14 protein-coding genes and 1 rRNA gene are annotated in these 17,392 nt (G+C 37.2%); 6 read left to right on the top strand and 9 right to left on the bottom strand.

Features of this window, described 5'->3' with window-relative positions; translation table 11 throughout:
- From ACFSFW_RS18205 to dnaA, 9 genes are all read right to left on the bottom strand, one after another.
- Positions 1-159: ribosomal RNA gene (locus ACFSFW_RS18205) — 16S ribosomal RNA — on the bottom strand; the annotation flags it as partial.
- A gap of 275 nt (positions 160-434) precedes the next feature.
- A complete protein-coding gene (locus ACFSFW_RS18200) occupies positions 435-1,502 on the bottom strand; it encodes an HD-GYP domain-containing protein (RefSeq protein ID WP_304213354.1) in 1,068 nt (355 codons plus the stop codon).
- 93 nt (positions 1,503-1,595) lie between these two features.
- Positions 1,596-4,112 (bottom strand): DNA gyrase subunit A, encoded by a 2,517-nt coding sequence (gyrA, locus tag ACFSFW_RS18195; RefSeq protein ID WP_304213357.1) that lies wholly within the window; start codon positions 4,110-4,112, stop codon positions 1,596-1,598.
- Between the two features lie 199 nt (positions 4,113-4,311).
- Positions 4,312-6,234, bottom strand: a complete 1,923-nt coding sequence (gyrB, locus tag ACFSFW_RS18190) for a DNA topoisomerase (ATP-hydrolyzing) subunit B (protein ID WP_304214020.1) — start codon at positions 6,232-6,234, stop codon at positions 4,312-4,314.
- A gap of 66 nt (positions 6,235-6,300) precedes the next feature.
- Positions 6,301-6,564, bottom strand: a complete 264-nt coding sequence (gene remB, locus ACFSFW_RS18185) for an extracellular matrix regulator RemB (protein ID WP_165918236.1) — start codon at positions 6,562-6,564, stop codon at positions 6,301-6,303.
- Between the two features lie 10 nt (positions 6,565-6,574).
- On the bottom strand, positions 6,575-7,693 hold the full coding sequence (recF, locus tag ACFSFW_RS18180) for a DNA replication/repair protein RecF (protein WP_388040317.1): 1,119 nt from the start codon (positions 7,691-7,693) through the stop codon (positions 6,575-6,577).
- A 47-nt stretch (positions 7,694-7,740) separates the two neighbouring features.
- A complete protein-coding gene (gene yaaA, locus ACFSFW_RS18175; protein ID WP_388040315.1) occupies positions 7,741-7,959 on the bottom strand; it encodes a S4 domain-containing protein YaaA in 219 nt (72 codons plus the stop codon).
- Between the two features lie 90 nt (positions 7,960-8,049).
- Positions 8,050-9,186 carry a DNA polymerase III subunit beta gene (gene dnaN / locus ACFSFW_RS18170; protein WP_099360696.1) on the bottom strand — a complete coding sequence of 379 codons (1,137 nt, stop codon included), beginning with the start codon at positions 9,184-9,186 and terminating at the stop codon, positions 8,050-8,052.
- A 254-nt stretch (positions 9,187-9,440) separates the two neighbouring features.
- Positions 9,441-10,787, bottom strand: coding sequence for a chromosomal replication initiator protein DnaA (gene dnaA / locus ACFSFW_RS18165; protein ID WP_099360697.1), 1,347 nt, complete (start codon positions 10,785-10,787; stop codon positions 9,441-9,443).
- Between the two features lie 821 nt (positions 10,788-11,608).
- On the opposite strand from dnaA, the gene rpmH reads away from it, so the two are divergent.
- The 6 genes from rpmH to mnmG all read left to right on the top strand — a co-directional run bounded on the left by rpmH (position 11,609) and on the right by mnmG (position 17,390).
- Positions 11,609-11,743 carry a 50S ribosomal protein L34 gene (gene rpmH / locus ACFSFW_RS18160; RefSeq protein WP_057997955.1) on the top strand — a complete coding sequence of 45 codons (135 nt, stop codon included), beginning with the start codon at positions 11,609-11,611 and terminating at the stop codon, positions 11,741-11,743.
- Positions 11,744-11,894: 151 nt separating this feature from the next.
- Positions 11,895-12,242, top strand: a complete 348-nt coding sequence (gene rnpA, locus ACFSFW_RS18155; RefSeq protein ID WP_388040311.1) for a ribonuclease P protein component — start codon at positions 11,895-11,897, stop codon at positions 12,240-12,242.
- A 143-nt stretch (positions 12,243-12,385) separates the two neighbouring features.
- Positions 12,386-13,159, top strand: coding sequence for a YidC family membrane integrase SpoIIIJ (spoIIIJ, locus tag ACFSFW_RS18150; RefSeq protein ID WP_304213380.1), 774 nt, complete (start codon positions 12,386-12,388; stop codon positions 13,157-13,159).
- Positions 13,156-13,776, top strand: coding sequence for an RNA-binding cell elongation regulator Jag/EloR (jag, locus tag ACFSFW_RS18145; protein ID WP_099360700.1), 621 nt, complete (start codon positions 13,156-13,158; stop codon positions 13,774-13,776). The genes spoIIIJ and jag overlap by 4 nt, the downstream gene beginning before the upstream one ends.
- A gap of 323 nt (positions 13,777-14,099) precedes the next feature.
- The gene (gene mnmE, locus ACFSFW_RS18140; protein WP_388040309.1) at positions 14,100-15,476 is read left to right on the top strand and encodes a tRNA uridine-5-carboxymethylaminomethyl(34) synthesis GTPase MnmE; all 1,377 of its coding nucleotides are present in this window, start codon (positions 14,100-14,102) and stop codon (positions 15,474-15,476) included.
- Between the two features lie 30 nt (positions 15,477-15,506).
- Positions 15,507-17,390, top strand: a complete 1,884-nt coding sequence (gene mnmG / locus ACFSFW_RS18135) for a tRNA uridine-5-carboxymethylaminomethyl(34) synthesis enzyme MnmG (protein ID WP_388040307.1) — start codon at positions 15,507-15,509, stop codon at positions 17,388-17,390.
- The last annotated feature ends 2 nt before the right edge of the window (positions 17,391-17,392 follow it).

Here is a 17,392-nt window from a genome sequence, read left to right as displayed (position 1 = left end):
TTTCCCGAAGTTATCCCAGTCTTATAGGCAGGTTGCCCACGTGTTACTCACCCGTCCGCCGCTAACCTTTGGGAGCAAGCTCCCTCAGGTTCGCTCGACTTGCATGTATTAGGCACGCCGCCAGCGTTCATCCTGAGCCAGGATCAAACTCTCCAATAAGAGTATTGATTGCTCAATAGTTTGTTACTTTAGAATTAAACGTTGACGCTTGTATTATGTTTAGTTTTCAAAGAACTTGTTTGTCGCCCCGAAGCGACTTTATTAATATATCACATTATCATTATTAAAGTCAATTACTTTTTTAAAATAATAATGTTGAAAGGATAAGACTTTTAAAAGTATAAATGCAAAAGGCCTTTTAATCAAGCATTTATTTTAAAAATGTTTTACTACTTCTTTTTCAGCAAAAATAAAACCTCCAAATTTGGAGGTTATCAGATAATCTCTTCTATGTAGACTTCACGGTCGGTTTTTAAATCCAAAAATTCATATTCATTCATTTTTAGTAATGGCCTTGTGGGCTGGGATTTATCAATAAACACAATTTCTCCAGATTGCCCATTTGAGAGTTTTACTTTTGTTCCTATGGATATTATTCCAACACTATTTGTTAAGGCTTCTACTACTTTTAGATCGAGTTTACCGAACGATTCTCTTCTAATCTCTTCAAGGACTTCGAAGGGAGACTGGCGGTTACTGTATGGTCTTTCTGAGGTCATGGCCGAGTACACGTCGGCCACTGCAACAATCTTTCCGAATGGATGCAGTCTCTCCCCGGTAACCCCGAGTACGTATCCAGTTCCATCAATTCGTTCATGATGCTGGAGAACTGCTAATTTTACACTATCTTTTATAAGTGGAATCTTTTCGATGATTCGGTAGCTATATAAAGGGTGTCTTTTTACCTCTTTATATTCTCCATAAGTAAGTGATGTACCCTTTATTAGTATTTTGGGATCTATTTTAGACATTCCACAGTCACTAAGTAATCCCGCTATGGCTAGATGATTGCAATCGCCCTTGTTGAACTCCAGTTTTCTTCCTAGGTATCCTGAGAGCAATCCTACTGTGACAGCATGATGGTACATATAGTCATTTCGGTTTATATATTTATATAATGAGAATATTTCTTTTGGTTGTTCTAGTATTCTTTTAAAGAGTGGGAGTATTATTTGGCGTACTTTAGTGATATCTAAGAGAGCCCCCGCTTGCCAGCTTTCGAACAGTTGTTTATATTCCCCTACAGATTTGAGATAAGCCTCCGCAATTGAGCTTTCTTTTATTTCAACTTCTACTTCCTCTACTATTTCAGTAGGAGTGAAAGAGTCACCGTTGATTAAAAATGCTTCAACTTGTACATCTTGAACCAAAAATACGTGAAGAACTTGTATATGTTCATTTGTTAATACTGTGTTTTTAGGAATAATTGGTGTATTTGTTAAGGAAAAGATGTCATTTGAGACGATGCATCCTTCTTGTAACTGGCTTGTCCTTACACGCATTTTAATTCGCCCTCGTCTTTCGTTGAATACTAGTACCATTTTACCAAAAAAAGAGAAATACTGCACTTGCAGCATTTCTCTTTTCATAAAAGTTTATTCAGTTTCTTCTTCGTTACTTGGTTGTTCATCAGTGACTGTCTCTTCTGCAGCCTCTACTGATTCATCTTCAAGTTCCTCTTCTTCTTCCTTTTCTACAACCGCAACAGTTGCTACATGCTCATTTTCGTCTAGACGAATAAGCTTAACACCTTGGGTTGTACGGCCAATTTGTGAAATATCATTAATTGACATTCTAATTAAGACACCGGCAGCCGTAATAAGCATAAGGTCATTTTCTTCTGTAACAGCTTTAACTGCAATTACTTTACCGTTCTTTTCGGTAATATTAACAGTTTTGAGGCCCTTACCACCACGACTTTGGATACGGTACTCACCTGCTGCTGTACGCTTGCCATAACCATGTTCAGTAACAATTAAGACATCTAGGTTGTCTTCTAGTATTTCCATTCCGACTACATCATCACCTTCAGAAAGGTTAATGCCTTTAACCCCCGCAGCTGTACGACCCATAGATCTTACATCTGACTCAGGGAAGCGAATGAGCATACCGTCCTTTGTTCCAATGATAATGTCTTTCGATCCGTCGGTTAGTCGAACAGAAATAAGTTCATCACCTTCATGCAAACCAACAGCTATTAATCCACCTTTACGAATATTCGCAAAGGATGATAATGGAGTTCGTTTTGAGATACCCTTTCTTGTTGTAAAGAACAAGAACCAATCATCAACTAGTTCAGATACAGGAATAATGGCGTTGATCCATTCTTCTTTATCGATTTCTAGTAGGTTAATAATTGGGATTCCTTTTGCTGTCCTACTGTATTCAGGGATTTCATAACCTTTTAAACGATAGACCTTCCCTTTATTTGTGAAGAATAGGATTGTATCATGGGTTGATGTTGATAGAAGATGTTCGACGAAGTCATCTTCGTTTGTTCCCATTCCTTGAATCCCTCGGCCACCGCGTTTTTGACTACGGTATGTTGAAACTGGAAGACGCTTAATATACCCTTTGTTTGTGAGAGTAATGATGATGTTCTCTTTAGGAATTAAATCTTCATCTTCAATCATTTCAAGTCCGCCTGCTAGAATTTCAGTACGTCTTTTATCATTAAAACGTTCTTTAACTTCTAAAAGCTCTTCACGAATAATTTCTAGAACTTTTTCCTCATCTGCTAAAATTGCCTTTAATTCTGCAATTAATGCAACAAGCTCTTGATATTCCGCTTCAATTTTATCACGTTCTAAACCTGTTAAACGCTGTAAACGCATATCTAAGATCGCTTGTGCTTGTTTTTCAGATAAGTTAAATCTTGTCATTAAGCCTTCGCGAGCGATATCCGTATTTTGTGAGCCACGAATTAACGTAATAATTTCATCAATATGATCCAACGCAATACGTAAACCTTCTAAAATATGAGCTCTTGCTTCAGCTTTTCGAAGCTCAAACGCTGTTCTGCGTTTAATTACAACAACTTGATGATCTAAGTAATATTGTAAGCATTGCTTTAAGTTTAGGACTCTTGGATGCCCATTTACTAGAGCTAGCATATTGATTCCAAAAGTTGTTTGCAATGCAGTATGTTTATATAAATTGTTTAAAAGAACATTCGCATTTGCATCTCTTCTTACTTCCATCACGATTCTCATACCATTTCGGTCTGATTCATCACGAAGGTCTGTTATGCCGTCAATCTTTTTATCACGAACTAATTCTGCAATTTTTTCGATTAATTTAGCTTTATTTACTTGGTAAGGAAGTTCTGTTACAAGGATAACTTCCTTGCCATTTTTCATCTCTTCGATTTCTACTTTTGCACGTAAGGTAATGGAGCCTTTTCCAGTTTCATAAGCTTTCCTAATCCCACTTCTACCAAGAATATGTCCAGATGTAGGGAAGTCCGGCCCAGGTATGATATCCATTAACTCAGCAATGGTTATCTCAGGATCCTTACTGACTGCTAGTACGCCATCAATAACCTCACCTAATTGATGCGGTGGAACATTTGTTGCCATACCTACTGCGATTCCCGCTGCACCATTTACTAAAAGATTAGGGAAACGAGCAGGGAGAACAGCCGGTTCTTTTTCTGAACCATCGTAGTTATCTTGGTAATCAATTGTATCCTTGTTAATATCACGCAGAAGTTCCATTGATATTTTGGACATACGCGCTTCCGTGTAACGCATGGCTGCTGCCGCATCACCATCTACTGAACCAAAGTTTCCGTGGCCATCAATAAGCATATAGCGGTAGTTAAAGTCCTGTGCCATACGAACCATCGTATCGTAAACTGCAGAGTCACCGTGTGGGTGGTATTTACCAATTACTTCACCTACGATACGAGCAGATTTCTTATAGGCTTTATCAGATGTCATTCCTAAGTCGTTCATCGCATATAAAATCCTGCGGTGAACTGGCTTTAGACCATCACGAACATCTGGTAGGGCACGTGACACAATAACGCTCATCGCATAATCTAGAAATGATGTTCTCATTTCATGGCTAATATTTATCTCGTGAATATGCGAGTTTTGATTTTCAGACATAAAAAGAAACCTCCCTTTATCAGGGGTATAAAATAAATTTGGATTCTTATTTTAACCCATTCAAATATAGAACTAAAACACAGGATAGTAACGAAAGGCACAAGGCACCCACTTATCGAAAACAAGCATAAGCAATGGGCTTAAGACTCGGAACGATAACGCCTAGAGCTAGATTTCAAAACTATCCTGTAAAATATCGTTAGACATCCAAGTTTTTCACGTACTGGGCATTCTCTTCAATGAAATTACGTCTAGGTTCCACCTTATCACCCATCAGCATTTCGAATGTTTCGTCTGCCTCAATTGCATCCTGAAGGGTAACCTGAAGCATTGTTCGGTTGTTAGGATCCATTGTGGTTTCCCAAAGCTGTTCTGGATTCATTTCACCAAGACCTTTATATCGTTGAATACCGGGCTTTGGATTACTTGGCATTTCCGCTAAGTATTTCTCAAGTTCGCGGTCATTATATGCGTATTCAACACGTTTACCTTGTTGAATTTTATATAATGGCGGTTGTGCTATATAGATAAATCCATGTTCGATAATCTTGCGCATAAATCGATAAAAGAACGTTAATAATAAAGTCCGAATATGTGCACCGTCTACATCAGCATCTGTCATGATGACGACTTTATGATAACGAGCCTTTGCGATATCAAAATCTTCTCCAATACCCGTTCCTAATGCAGTAATCATAGAACGTACCTCATTATTGGATAGAATGCGGTCAAGTCTTGCTTTCTCAACGTTAAGGATTTTTCCCCTAAGTGGCAGAATCGCTTGGAAATGACGATCACGACCTTGTTTTGCAGAACCACCCGCTGAATCACCCTCAACAATATAAAGTTCACTAATGGAAGGGTCCTTGGAAGAACAATCAGCAAGTTTTCCTGGTAAGCTCGAAACCTCTAATGCACTTTTTCTTCTTGTTAATTCACGTGCTTTTTTCGCAGCCATTCGTGCTCTAGCTGCCATTGTTCCTTTTTCGACAACTTTACGAGCAACTGACGGATTTTCTAATAGAAAAGACTCAAATTTCTCTGAGAAGACAGATTCAGTCACTGTCCTTGCTTCACTATTTCCGAGCTTTGTTTTTGTTTGTCCCTCAAATTGTGGATCTGGATGCTTAATAGAGATGATTGCGGTTAGTCCTTCACGAACGTCATCACCGGTTAAATTAGCATCATTATCTTTGAAAATATTATTTTTACGTGCATAATCATTGATAATTCGTGTTAATGCCGTTTTAAATCCAGATTCATGTGTTCCACCTTCATAGGTGTGGATATTATTTGCGAATGAATAAATATTACTTGTATAGCTATCATTGTATTGAAGGGCAATTTCTATTGAAATTCCTTCTTTTTCACCCTCGACGAAAACTGGCTCTTCATGAACCACTTCTTTTGTACGGTTGAGGTGCTCAACGTATGACTTGATTCCACCTTCATAATGATATTCTTTACGTTTGTTCTCTTCCCGTTTGTCTTCGATTGTAATCTTGACGCCTCTTGTTAAGAACGCAAGCTCACGAAGTCGAGTCGCAAGTATATCAAATTCAAACTCAAGGGTTTCAGTGAAGATTTCACCATCCGGTTTAAAATGTGTAATTGTACCAGTATGATCAGTTTCACCAATTACTTTTAGTTCAGAAACGACGTGACCTCGTTCAAATGCAATATGATGAACCTTACCATCACGGTGTACATATACCTCTAATTTTGTAGAAAGTGCGTTAACAACAGAAGCACCAACCCCGTGCAATCCGCCAGAAACCTTGTAGCCACCACCGTCAAATTTCCCTCCGGCGTGGAGGACAGTCATAATTACTTCGACGGCTGGACGACCCATTTTTTCATGGATACCAACTGGAATTCCACGTCCGTTGTCTATTACAGTAATACTATTATCTTCTTCAATGATGACATTAATCTCGTCACAGTAACCCGCTAATGCTTCATCAATACTATTGTCGACAATTTCCCATACTAGATGGTGCAGACCTTTTCCAGAAGTTGAACCAATATACATACCAGGTCGCTTTCTTACAGCTTCTAAACCTTCTAAAACCTGTATTTGATTCTCATCATATTCTTGTTGTTGCAATTCTTTTTCTTCCATTGCCACCAATATCACCTACACTTTATATTAACGAAAAAAAGAACAAGTTTTGAGTTGCTTTACTGCTTATATTTCATCTAAAATTGTTTCAAAATCGGAAACATGTTGCGAACGTTTTTTTAATGTACTAGAGGATAAAGGTGAATAATAAACTTTATCAACAGTAACTACCACTGATTTAGTATTCCCATTAGACAATTCTACCACTCTGTCTTTTTGTACATCTAAAAATTCATTAACGATAGAGGAGGATTTTAAAAGCTGTCGATCTAATATCGTAATGACATCTGATGAACGAACCATTACATTGTCTCCCAAATGTATGAACAAACTCATCACCTCATTTAAGCTTTTTTATGAGTCCTGCAGACACTTCATAGGTTGCGGCCTGCTCTAACGTTTCATGATGGATCCCCTCAACGCTCGTTGTTGTAACAAAGGTTTGTACTTTGCCTTGAATTGTATTTAATAAATGGGACTGTCTAAAATCATCCAGTTCCGATAGAACATCATCTAATAATAGAATCGGGTATTCTCCAATTTCTGAATGAATTAATTCTATTTCTGCTAGCTTTAAGGATAGGGCGGTCGTACGTTGCTGGCCCTGGGATCCGAATGTTTGAACATCCTTTCCATTCACAAAAAATGCAAGGTCATCCCGATGTGGCCCCGCCAATGTAACGCCTCTTTCAATTTCCCTCTCTCTTATTTTAGCAAATTTTTCGTCATATACATCTACCATTTTCGACAAATCCGTTGTTTCTAATACCTCAATTGAAGGTTTATATTCAATTTGAAGCCTTTCTAGACCTCTACTAATTCCATGATGAATTGGTTCAGCCCATTTTTGTAATAAAACAAGGAATTCAAATCGTTTTTTAACAATTTTAACGGCCGCTTGAATTAATTGTGAAGTTAATACATCAAGCATGGTTTGATCATGTTGTCTTTTAGTTTGAAGCTGCTTTAAATAGTGGTTCCGCTGGTGGAGGATTTTTTGATATTGACTTAGGTCATGTAAATATACTGCAGATACTTGCCCAATTTCCATATCAATAAATCGTCTTCTTATCTGTGGGCTACCCTTTACAAGATTTAAATCTTCTGGGGCAAACATAACCACGTTCATATTTCCAACATACTGGCTCAGCTTTTGCTGTTCCAAATGATTACTTTTTGCTTTTTTACCCTTTTTAGAGATAACGAGCTGCAAGGATAAGGGGCCGTTCCGTTTTTGAACCCTACCCTCTATTTTAGCATATTCTTCATCCCAGCGAATCAATTCTTTATCATTTGAGGTCCGATGTGACTTTGCCATCGCTAAAACATAGATAGACTCCATCACATTTGTCTTGCCCTGTGCATTTTCACCTAAAATGACATTCACTTTATCTTCAAATATTATGGATAATTTTTCATAATTACGATAATTCGTCAGTTCTATTTCTTCTATGAACAAATGGCTTCACCCTTTGCGCACAAGCGCGAGGGGAAGTCCCCCGCAGCTTAAGCATTTGATATGACAAACGTTCCAAAGCCAGGAATGTCTACTACATCCTTATCTACTAGCTTTTTACCGCGGCGATTCTCTAGCTCTCCATTTACATAGACTTCATGTTCACCAAGAAACCATTTTGCCATTCCACCTGATTGGATGATATCGGCTAGTTTTAAAAACTGTCCCAATGTAATAAAGTCTGTCGAAATTTGTATTTCTTTCGCCATTTTTTCGCCTTCTTTCTTTTATTTTACTAAAGAAAATCCAACTAGAAAAGAAAACTACTAGGTTTTTACGACCTAGTAGTTCATTCTTTCTTAATAAGTGCGCACCGGGAGAATCAAATGAAAGACTGTATCGTCATCAAGGGCTTTGATATAGAACGGTCTCATGGCGCCTGTAAAGCTAATACGGATTTCAGAACTTTCCAATGCTTTTAATGCATCCATCATATATTTTGCACTAAAAGAAATCTTTAATTCTTCACCTTCAATGGATTTACTTTGGATTTCTTCATTTACTTTCCCGATTTCAGGAGATATAGACGAAATTTCGACCACTCCATCTGGTAAAGTTGTGAATTTAACAACATTATTATTTGCTTCTCTTGCCAGTAGAGAGGCACGATCAATTGATTGTAAAAATTCCTTCGTCGCTAATACTACCTCAGTTTTACTATCAGTTGGTATAAGTCTAGTCGTGTCTGGATAGCTGCCATCTAATAGACGAGAGAAGAATAAAAGATGCTTTGTTTTAAAGAGAACTTGGTTTTCGGTAATGACAATATCAACTAAATCTGTCGTATCATCAAGAATTTTACTTAATTCATTTAAGCTTTTACCTGGAATTACTGCACTATAGGATCCATCACTTTCTGTTTCGATATGTGCCGTTCTCATTGCAAGACGGTGACTATCTGTCGCAATACAATTGAGTGTGCTATTTTCAACCTTCCAATTTACACCTGTTAGTATAGGGCGAGTTTCAGAAGTGGAAACAGCAAATACTGTTTGCCGAATCATATTTTTTAGTAAATCAGCAGGAATTTTAAAACCTTGGTTTCCTTCAATTTGAGGTAACTGTGGATATTCTTCAGCATCAAGTCCGTTTAAGTTAAATTCAGCTTTTCCGGAACGAATAATAGTTAATAAATTAGAATGAACCTCAATTTCTACTGTATCCTTAGGAAGTTTTTTTACGATTTCACTGAAGAAACGAGCTTGTAAAACAATACTTCCAGTTTCTTTAATTTCAACAATTTCATCTCCAGCCTCTTCATTAGGAATAAAAGATTCTATGGAGACATCGGAATCACTACCTGTAAGTGTTACTCCTTCATTTGTCGCAACTATTTTAATCCCTGTTAAGATCGGAATGGTTGTTCGTGAAGATACAGCTTTCATTACATCCTGTACACTTTGAACAAGATGGTCTCTTTGAATAATAAATTTCATCAAAAATCCTCCTAAAGATAGTTCTATTTTTGATTTCGTGTGAATACACTTTTAGTTTATATATATTTATTTTTTTAAAAGAAAGATCGTAGAAGTACTAGTAGGGCCTGTGAATATGTGGATAACCGTAACAAAACAAATGAAAACAGTCTATCCACATGTGGACAGACTGTGCGCAACAACAAGGAAGTTATTCACAGTATTCACGTTACAAGTACTTGTCCAAATTAAAAAGATGAAACCATCTATGGGATTTAACCCTTTAATTGTGTAATGATTTCATTTATTTGTTTTTGTAATTGAGTGTCTGTATTTAATAGTCTTGTGATTTTTTCATGAGCGTGAATGACCGTTGTATGGTCACGGCCTCCAAACTCTTCTCCAATTTTAGGCAGCGAGGAATCTGTTAGTTCCCTTGATAAATACATCGCAATTTGACGAGGGAATGCAATGGATTTTGTTCGCTTTTTCGCCTTGAAATCCTCAAGTTTTATACTATAGTGCTGCCCAACGACCTTTTGAATCTCAAAAATTGTAATTACTTTCGGTCTAGAACTTGGAATGATATCTTTTAGAGCCTCTGCGGCAAGGTCGGCATTAATATCTTTATTAATTAAAGAAGAATATGCAACGATACGAATAAGCGCACCTTCAAGCTCACGAATGTTCGTGTTGATTTGGTTCGCGATATATAGCATCACTTCATTTGGAATATCAAGTCCCTCTGCCTTGGCTTTTTTGCGTAAGATGGCAATTCTTGTTTCAAGGTCTGGAGGGGTAATATCGGTAATCAATCCCCATTCAAAGCGGGAACGAAGACGATCTTCTAAAGTAGGAATCTCCTTAGGCGGTCTATCACTTGAAATGACAATTTGCTTACTTTCCTCATGCAAGGTATTAAACGTATGGAAAAATTCTTCTTGAGTTGATTCTTTTCCAGCTAAAAACTGAATATCATCTATAAGTAAGATGTCGACATTTCTGTATTTATTCCTAAATTCTACCGCTTTGTTATCCCGTATGGAGTTAATGAATTCATTTGTAAATTTCTCAGATGATAAGTAGACAACCTTTGCATTTGGGTTGTGCTCTTGAACATAATGACCAATGGAATGCATTAAATGTGTCTTACCTAATCCAACACCACCATATAAAAAGAGTGGGTTATAGGCTTTTGCTGGCGCTTCTGCAACTGCTAAGGATGCAGCATGTGCAAAGCGATTCCCAGAGCCAATTACAAATGTATCAAATGTGTATTTTTGATTGAGCATATTTTGAGTGTTTTCAGCCGGTTCATCGCTTTTAGTAGCTTTTTTCTCAGGTGTTTTCAATTCGAACTCTTCATCTAGCTGATTTTGAGGAATAATAAATTTGATTCCGAGCTCTGCACCAGTTAGATCATATATAGTCTCAGCGATTAGATGCAGATATCTGGATTCTAGCCAATCTCTAGCAAACTCATTGGGAGCAGTAATAATAAGTGTATCGTTCTGTAGTGCATGGGCTTTTGTTGATTTCAGCCATGTCTCGAAGCTCGGCTTACTTAATTTTTTCTCTATCTCTTGGAGCGCTTTTGCCCATAAATCTGCAATATTCTCCAACAATCTCCCTCCTTTGTTAGCTATTTTGTACCTACCAAGGTAATTAGACGATGTTACGTCTGAAATTTCTTCTACTAATTATGATTAATCAAATGTATAAAAATAAGTCTTTATGCAGTTCTTTTTCAGTAAATGAATATAAGTTTATAAATATACATACTTGGCAATTTGTGAATAACTATATAATATAGTAGAAAAACATCTTTTCGACATAATCCACTGGTTGTGGACAAGTTATAATTCACAATGTGTAAAAATCTGTCCACATGATATCCACATTCTGTGGATAAAAGAAAAATGTTAATAACTTATAACGAGTGAAAACAAAACTATAATATCAAATTATGACTAGATAATCAATGGTTTTTGAAAACTTATCCACAATATCTATACCTTGTGGAAAATGTTTATCCACAACACAAGATGATGTGTAAAAGTTGTCGATAAATGTTGTGGATTAAAAAAACTGTCGAAAAAAGTTGTCCACAATTAGAAAAGCTGAAACGCCTTGCTTAGAAATGAGGAAACTGGAGGCTTCGACAAAGAGGCGCTTTTTGCCTCTGCAGGAGGAGGTGAAATTTCTTGAGTTTCTAGCCACTGGAACTAGACCAATTAAAATTTGAGCGGGGGAAGAATTTTTTTAATGAGGAATTTTGCAAGCAGCAGTTCAAGATCATAATTCCCTTTTTCTAAACAAAAAATCCTTATCCAAAATATAGTATTTCAAATAAGGTTGACATTTTTTATAGGTTTTCAATATAATTAGTAAGACTGTCTGATGTATAATTTGAGAGTTAATTCCTCAGGGAGGTGTCATATAAATGAAAAGAACATATCAACCAAGCAAACGTAAGCACAGCAAAGTTCACGGTTTCCGTAGTCGCATGAGCTCTAAAAACGGACGTAAAGTTCTTGCTCGTCGTCGTCAAAAAGGAAGAAAAGTATTATCAGCATAGGCCACTGAAAGCTCAGTGGTCTTTTTTTCAATAAAAAGGTTTATTTCAATTTTTCTATTGCCCATACTATAGAGAAGTAGAAGCGACAATTAACAAAGGGTAGTAGATCATAGAAATTGAACGTTGTTTCGTCGTACGGGAGTTGTAAAGGATGAAAAAAGAATACCGTATAAAAAAAAATCAAGATTTTCAAACGGTGTTTAAGTCAGGAAAATCTTCAGCTAATCGGCAATTTATCGTTTATGTTTATGAGCGGGATGAGCTTGAACATTTTCGCATCGGCTTATCTGTGAGCAAAAAAATTGGAAACGCTGTTACTAGAAACAGAATCAAAAGGTTAATTCGCCAATTCTTTCTTGAACACAAGGATCAAGTTCAAATCAAGGATTATGTGATCATTGCCAGGAAGCCGGTTGCTGAGATGGGCTATGCTGAAGTGGAGAAAAGCCTACTTCATGTATTAAAGGTGGCAAAAGTATTAAAAAAAGAGCAAAAATAGGAGATTTTTTCGAAGGAAAGAAAGAAATTTTAATACAAAGATGTTAGAATACAAAGGAACATATTGATTTTTCTACATATGTTGAAAAAAATAGAAGGCATACATATTTACCTTTAGATATTAATACTAGGAGGAAAAAGTAGTTGAAAAGGCGAATATTATTAATAAGTGCGCTAATAGGATTGATTCTACTACTATCTGGGTGTACCCAGGTCAATGAACCGATTACCGCAGAAAGTGAAGGATTTTGGAACAAATATTTTGTATATCCATTATCTTGGTTGATTACATACTTTGCTGAACTCACAAATAATAGCTATGGTTTAGCCATTATTATTGTAACTCTTTTAATTCGTTTTGCATTATTACCATTAATGATTAAACAAACGAAAAGTTCGAAGGCAATGCAGGCCATACAACCTGAGCTGAAAGAACTTCGTGAAAAGTACAGCTCGAAGGACCAAGCTACTCAACAAAAGCTACAACAAGAAACAATGCAGCTATTCCAAAAGCATGGTGTCAATCCATTGGCTGGATGTTTCCCATTATTGATTCAAATGCCAATTTTAATTGGTTTTTACCATGCGATTATGAGAACGAGTGAAATTGCTGAGCATAACTTCCTATGGTTTGATCTTGGAGAATCAGATCCATATTATATTCTTCCTTTAGTTGCTGGTGTGACGACATTTATCCAGCAAAAGATTACAATGATGGGGATGGAAAACAATCCGCAAATGGCGATGATGCTATGGTTAATGCCAATCATGATTGTTGTCTTTGCAATTAGCTTCCCAGCTGCCTTATCATTATACTGGGTTGTAGGTAATATCTTTATGATTGTTCAAACGTTTTTAATAAAAGGTCCAGATATTAGAGCCGCTAAATCTGGAAATGCGGGAGGAGCCAAAAAGTGAAACAAGTAACTGCTACAGGGCAAACCGTCGATGAAGCAGTAGAATCAGCTTTAGCTCAACTTAACACAACAAGAGACCGCACCGATATACAAATCATCGATGAAGGTAAAAAAGGGATATTTGGGATTTTTGGAACGAAGCCAGCTGTTGTGAAAGTAACAGTAAAGGATGATCCAGTAGAAAAGGCACAGGAGTTTTTAGAAGATGTCATTCTAACTATGGGGATACCGGCAAAATTGGATGTTACACGGAATGGGAAGAATGTTACATTCCAACTATCAGGTGAAAAAATGGCCGTTCTTATCGGAAAAAGAGGACAAACCTTAAATTCGCTTCAATATTTAACACAATTGGTAGCAAATCGATATTCCAATCAATATTTAAATATTATGGTGGATGCTGAAAACTATCGAGGTCGACGTGAAGAAACCTTGATTCAATTAGCGGAGAGACTTGCCGATAAAGTAAGTCGTACAAAGCAAGATGTGAAGTTGGAACCAATGCCTTCTTATGAAAGAAAAGTCATTCATACAACTCTTGCAACTCATAAAAAGGTTAAGACATCATCAAGTGGTTCTGATCCAAATCGACATATCGTTATTTCACCAGCAGAGTAATATAATAAAAAGCCTAGGCGATTGCCTAGGTTTTTTTTGTGCATTTTTAAGAGGAAGTAGGAAATCGGATTTACAAATACAGACTGTTATATAACAAGAATAATGATAATTTATTGCGTTCAAGAGCATTCTCTATTATTGTTATTCACATGTGGATAAGATAAAATGGAGTATAGTTTTTGTTTTGGGAAAACTAGGATTTGTTATCCTTGTGGATAATTAGGTAATACTAGTAAAAAATGATTAATAAAAGTTATTCACAGGTTTTAAAAAGCAAAATTACAAAGAGACATTTGGAATGTTGATATAAAGAAGGTGAAGAAATGGAGTTTGATACAATAGCAGCAATTTCAACTCCAATGGGAGAAGGAGCAATTGCAATTGTTCGGTTAAGCGGGGATGAAGCAATTGAGATTGCAAATCGAGTATTTAAAGGGAAGAATCTAAAAGAGGTAGACTCACATACCATCCATTATGGACATATCGTTGATCCAGATACAAACCAGGTCGTTGAGGAAGTAATGCTAACCTTGATGAGAGGACCAAAGACTTTCACAAGAGAGGATGTAATTGAGATCAACTGCCATGGGGGACTTGTATCGGTTAATCGAGTCCTGCAGCTTGTACTTACGAATGGAGCAAGTCTAGCTGAACCAGGAGAGTTCACAAAGCGTGCGTTTTTAAATGGACGTATCGATCTCTCTCAAGCAGAGGCAGTCATGGATTTAATCCGAGCAAAGACTGACCGTGCAATGAGTGTTGCAATTGGTCAAATGGAGGGAAGGTTATCCACCCTCATTAACCAATTACGTCAGGAATTGCTTGAAACATTAGCCCATATTGAAGTAAATATTGATTACCCTGAATATGATGATGTCGAGGAAATGACACATCATGTCTTGCTTGAGAAAGCGAAACATGTTCGCGATGAAATTATAAAGTTATTAGAAACATCCAACCAAGGAAAAATTTTACGAGAAGGCTTATCTACTGTTATTATAGGTAGGCCGAATGTAGGGAAATCATCTTTATTAAATAGCCTTGTTCATGAAAATAAGGCCATCGTTACCGACATTCCTGGTACAACTCGTGATGTAATTGAGGAATACGTAAATGTACGAGGTGTTCCACTACGTCTTGTTGATACAGCGGGAATCCGTGAAACGGAGGACATTGTTGAACGGATTGGAGTAGAGCGTTCCCGAGAAGTTTTGAAAAAAGCTGATCTAATTTTACTTGTTTTAAACTATGGAGATGAGTTAACAGAAGAGGACGAGCGCTTATTTGAAGCTATTTCAGGTATGGAAACGATAGTGATCATCAATAAAACGGATCTTGCGCAAAAAATTAATATGGAGAAGGTCAAGGAACTTGCTAAAGACAGCCCAGTCGTCACAACCTCTTTACTTGAAGAAAAAGGGGTAGATGCTTTAGAAAAAGCTATTTCATCCTTGTTTTTTACTGGAACTGTTGAAGCAAATGATTTAACATATGTTTCTAACTCCCGCCATATTGCTTTGCTAACACAAGCGAAAAAGTCAATTGAGGATGCCATATCAGGAACAGAATCGGACCTACCAATTGATATGGTTCAAATCGATTTAACAAGAACCTGGGAGCTATTAGGGGAAATTATCGGAGATGCTGTTCATGAAAGTCTAATTAATCAGCTATTCTCTCAATTTTGTTTAGGTAAATAGAAAGATTAATCAGAAGAGGAGGAAGTTAAATTGAGCTATGATGCCGGATATTACGATGTCGTCGTCATCGGTGCTGGGCATGCAGGCTGTGAAGCAGGCTTAGCTTCAGCGCGACTAGGTGCAAAGACACTCGTTTTAACAATCAACCTAGATATGGTGGCGTTTATGCCATGTAATCCATCAGTGGGTGGACCTGCTAAAGGTACAGTTGTTCGTGAAATTGACGCCTTGGGCGGAGAAATGGCAAAAAATATTGATAAAACTCATATCCAAATGCGAATGCTTAACACAGGAAAAGGTCCTGCAGTACGTGCGTTACGTGCTCAGGCAGACAAGTTTTCCTATCAGCATGAAATGAAACAAACATTAGAAAATGAAAAGAATTTAACCCTCGTTCAAGGGATGGTTGAGCGCTTAATTGTTGAGGATGACGTATGTAAAGGTGTTATTACCAATACGGGCGCGGAATATCGTGCAAATACAGTTGTCATTACAACAGGTACATTTTTACGCGGTGAAATCATTCTTGGTGAATTAAAGTACTCAAGTGGACCGAATAACCAGCAACCGTCTATTAAGTTATCAGAGCATCTTGAGGAGTTAGGTTTTAATTTAGTTCGATTTAAAACTGGAACCCCTCCAAGGGTGAATAGTCATACGATTGATTATAGTAAAACAGAAATTCAACCTGGTGATGAAACACCAAGAGCGTTTTCGTATGAAACGACAAAATACATTACCGATCAACTTCCATGCTGGTTAACATATACAAGCGAAGAAACACATCAAATTATTGATGCAAACCTTCATCGTTCACCTATGTATTCTGGCATGATTAAAGGGACTGGACCACGTTACTGTCCTTCCATTGAAGATAAAGTTGTTCGTTTCCATGATAAGCCTAGACATCAAATTTTCCTTGAGCCAGAAGGTAGAAATACTCAGGAAGTCTATGTTCAGGGACTTTCCACAAGCTTACCTGAGGATGTTCAACATCGATTGATTGCATCTGTCCCAGGGCTTGAAAATGCACAAATGATGAGACCAGGATATGCAATTGAATACGATGCAATTGTACCTACACAGCTTTGGCCAACACTAGAAACAAAAAAAATTAAAAACCTCTATACAGCGGGGCAAATTAATGGAACGTCTGGATATGAGGAAGCTGCAGCACAAGGGATTATGGCAGGTATTAATGCAGGACGCCGTGCCCTTGATAAAGAAGAAGTTATTTTAAGTCGTTCAGATGCCTATATTGGCGTACTTATTGATGACTTAGTAACAAAAGGTACAGCTGAGCCTTATCGTTTATTAACTTCTCGTGCCGAATATCGTTTACTTCTTCGTCATGACAATGCAGATTTACGATTAACAGAGCTTGGTCATGAAATTGGCTTAATTCCTGAAGAAAGATTCCAAATGTTCCTGAATAAGAAGACAGCCATTCAACAAGAAATGGAGCGTCTCCAAGGGACGAGAATTAAACCAACCAACGAAGTACAAGAATTAATCCGCTCTGTTGGTGGAAGTGAACTGAAGGATGGAATTTTAGCAAGTGACCTGCTGAAACGCCCAGAAATGACATATGATCATATACGCCAATTGGCTCCAAGCGAGCAAGAGATCCACCCTGATGTTGCGGAACAAATTGAAATTCAAATCAAGTATGAAGGGTATATTCAAAAATCCTTGCAGCAAGTTGACAAACTAAAACGAATGGAAGATAAGAAAATTCCAGAAAACATTGATTATGATGCAATCTCTGGTTTAGCTAATGAAGCGAGAGCGAATTTAAAGGAAGTACATCCTCTATCTATTGCTCAGGCTTCAAGGATTTCAGGTGTAAATCCAGCTGATATTTCCATTTTACTCGTATATCTTGAGCAAGGAAAAATTGCTCGCGTAAATTAACT

This window comes from Ferdinandcohnia salidurans (genome assembly GCF_042680725.1).
GTDB lineage: Bacteria > Bacillota > Bacilli > Bacillales > Bacillaceae_L > Ferdinandcohnia > Ferdinandcohnia salidurans.
This window is presented reverse-complemented; position numbering and strand designations above follow the sequence as displayed.

What these genes read in the sequence shown, in the direction of transcription:
- rpmH (WP_057997955.1), top strand. Translation starts at nt 11,609, where the DNA reads ATGAAAAGAACATATCAACCAAGCAAACGTAAGCACAGCAAAGTTCAC.
- mnmE (WP_388040309.1), top strand. Translation starts at nt 14,100, where the DNA reads ATGGAGTTTGATACAATAGCAGCAATTTCAACTCCAATGGGAGAAGGA.
- rnpA (WP_388040311.1), top strand. Translation starts at nt 11,895, where the DNA reads ATGAAAAAAGAATACCGTATAAAAAAAAATCAAGATTTTCAAACGGTG.
- dnaN (WP_099360696.1), bottom strand. Translation starts at nt 9,186, where the DNA reads ATGAAATTTATTATTCAAAGAGACCATCTTGTTCAAAGTGTACAGGAT.
- yaaA (WP_388040315.1), bottom strand. Translation starts at nt 7,959, where the DNA reads ATGGCGAAAGAAATACAAATTTCGACAGACTTTATTACATTGGGACAG.
- ACFSFW_RS18200 (WP_304213354.1), bottom strand. Translation starts at nt 1,502, where the DNA reads ATGCGTGTAAGGACAAGCCAGTTACAAGAAGGATGCATCGTCTCAAAT.
- gyrA (WP_304213357.1), bottom strand. Translation starts at nt 4,112, where the DNA reads ATGTCTGAAAATCAAAACTCGCATATTCACGAGATAAATATTAGCCAT.
- gyrB (WP_304214020.1), bottom strand. Translation starts at nt 6,234, where the DNA reads ATGGAAGAAAAAGAATTGCAACAACAAGAATATGATGAGAATCAAATA.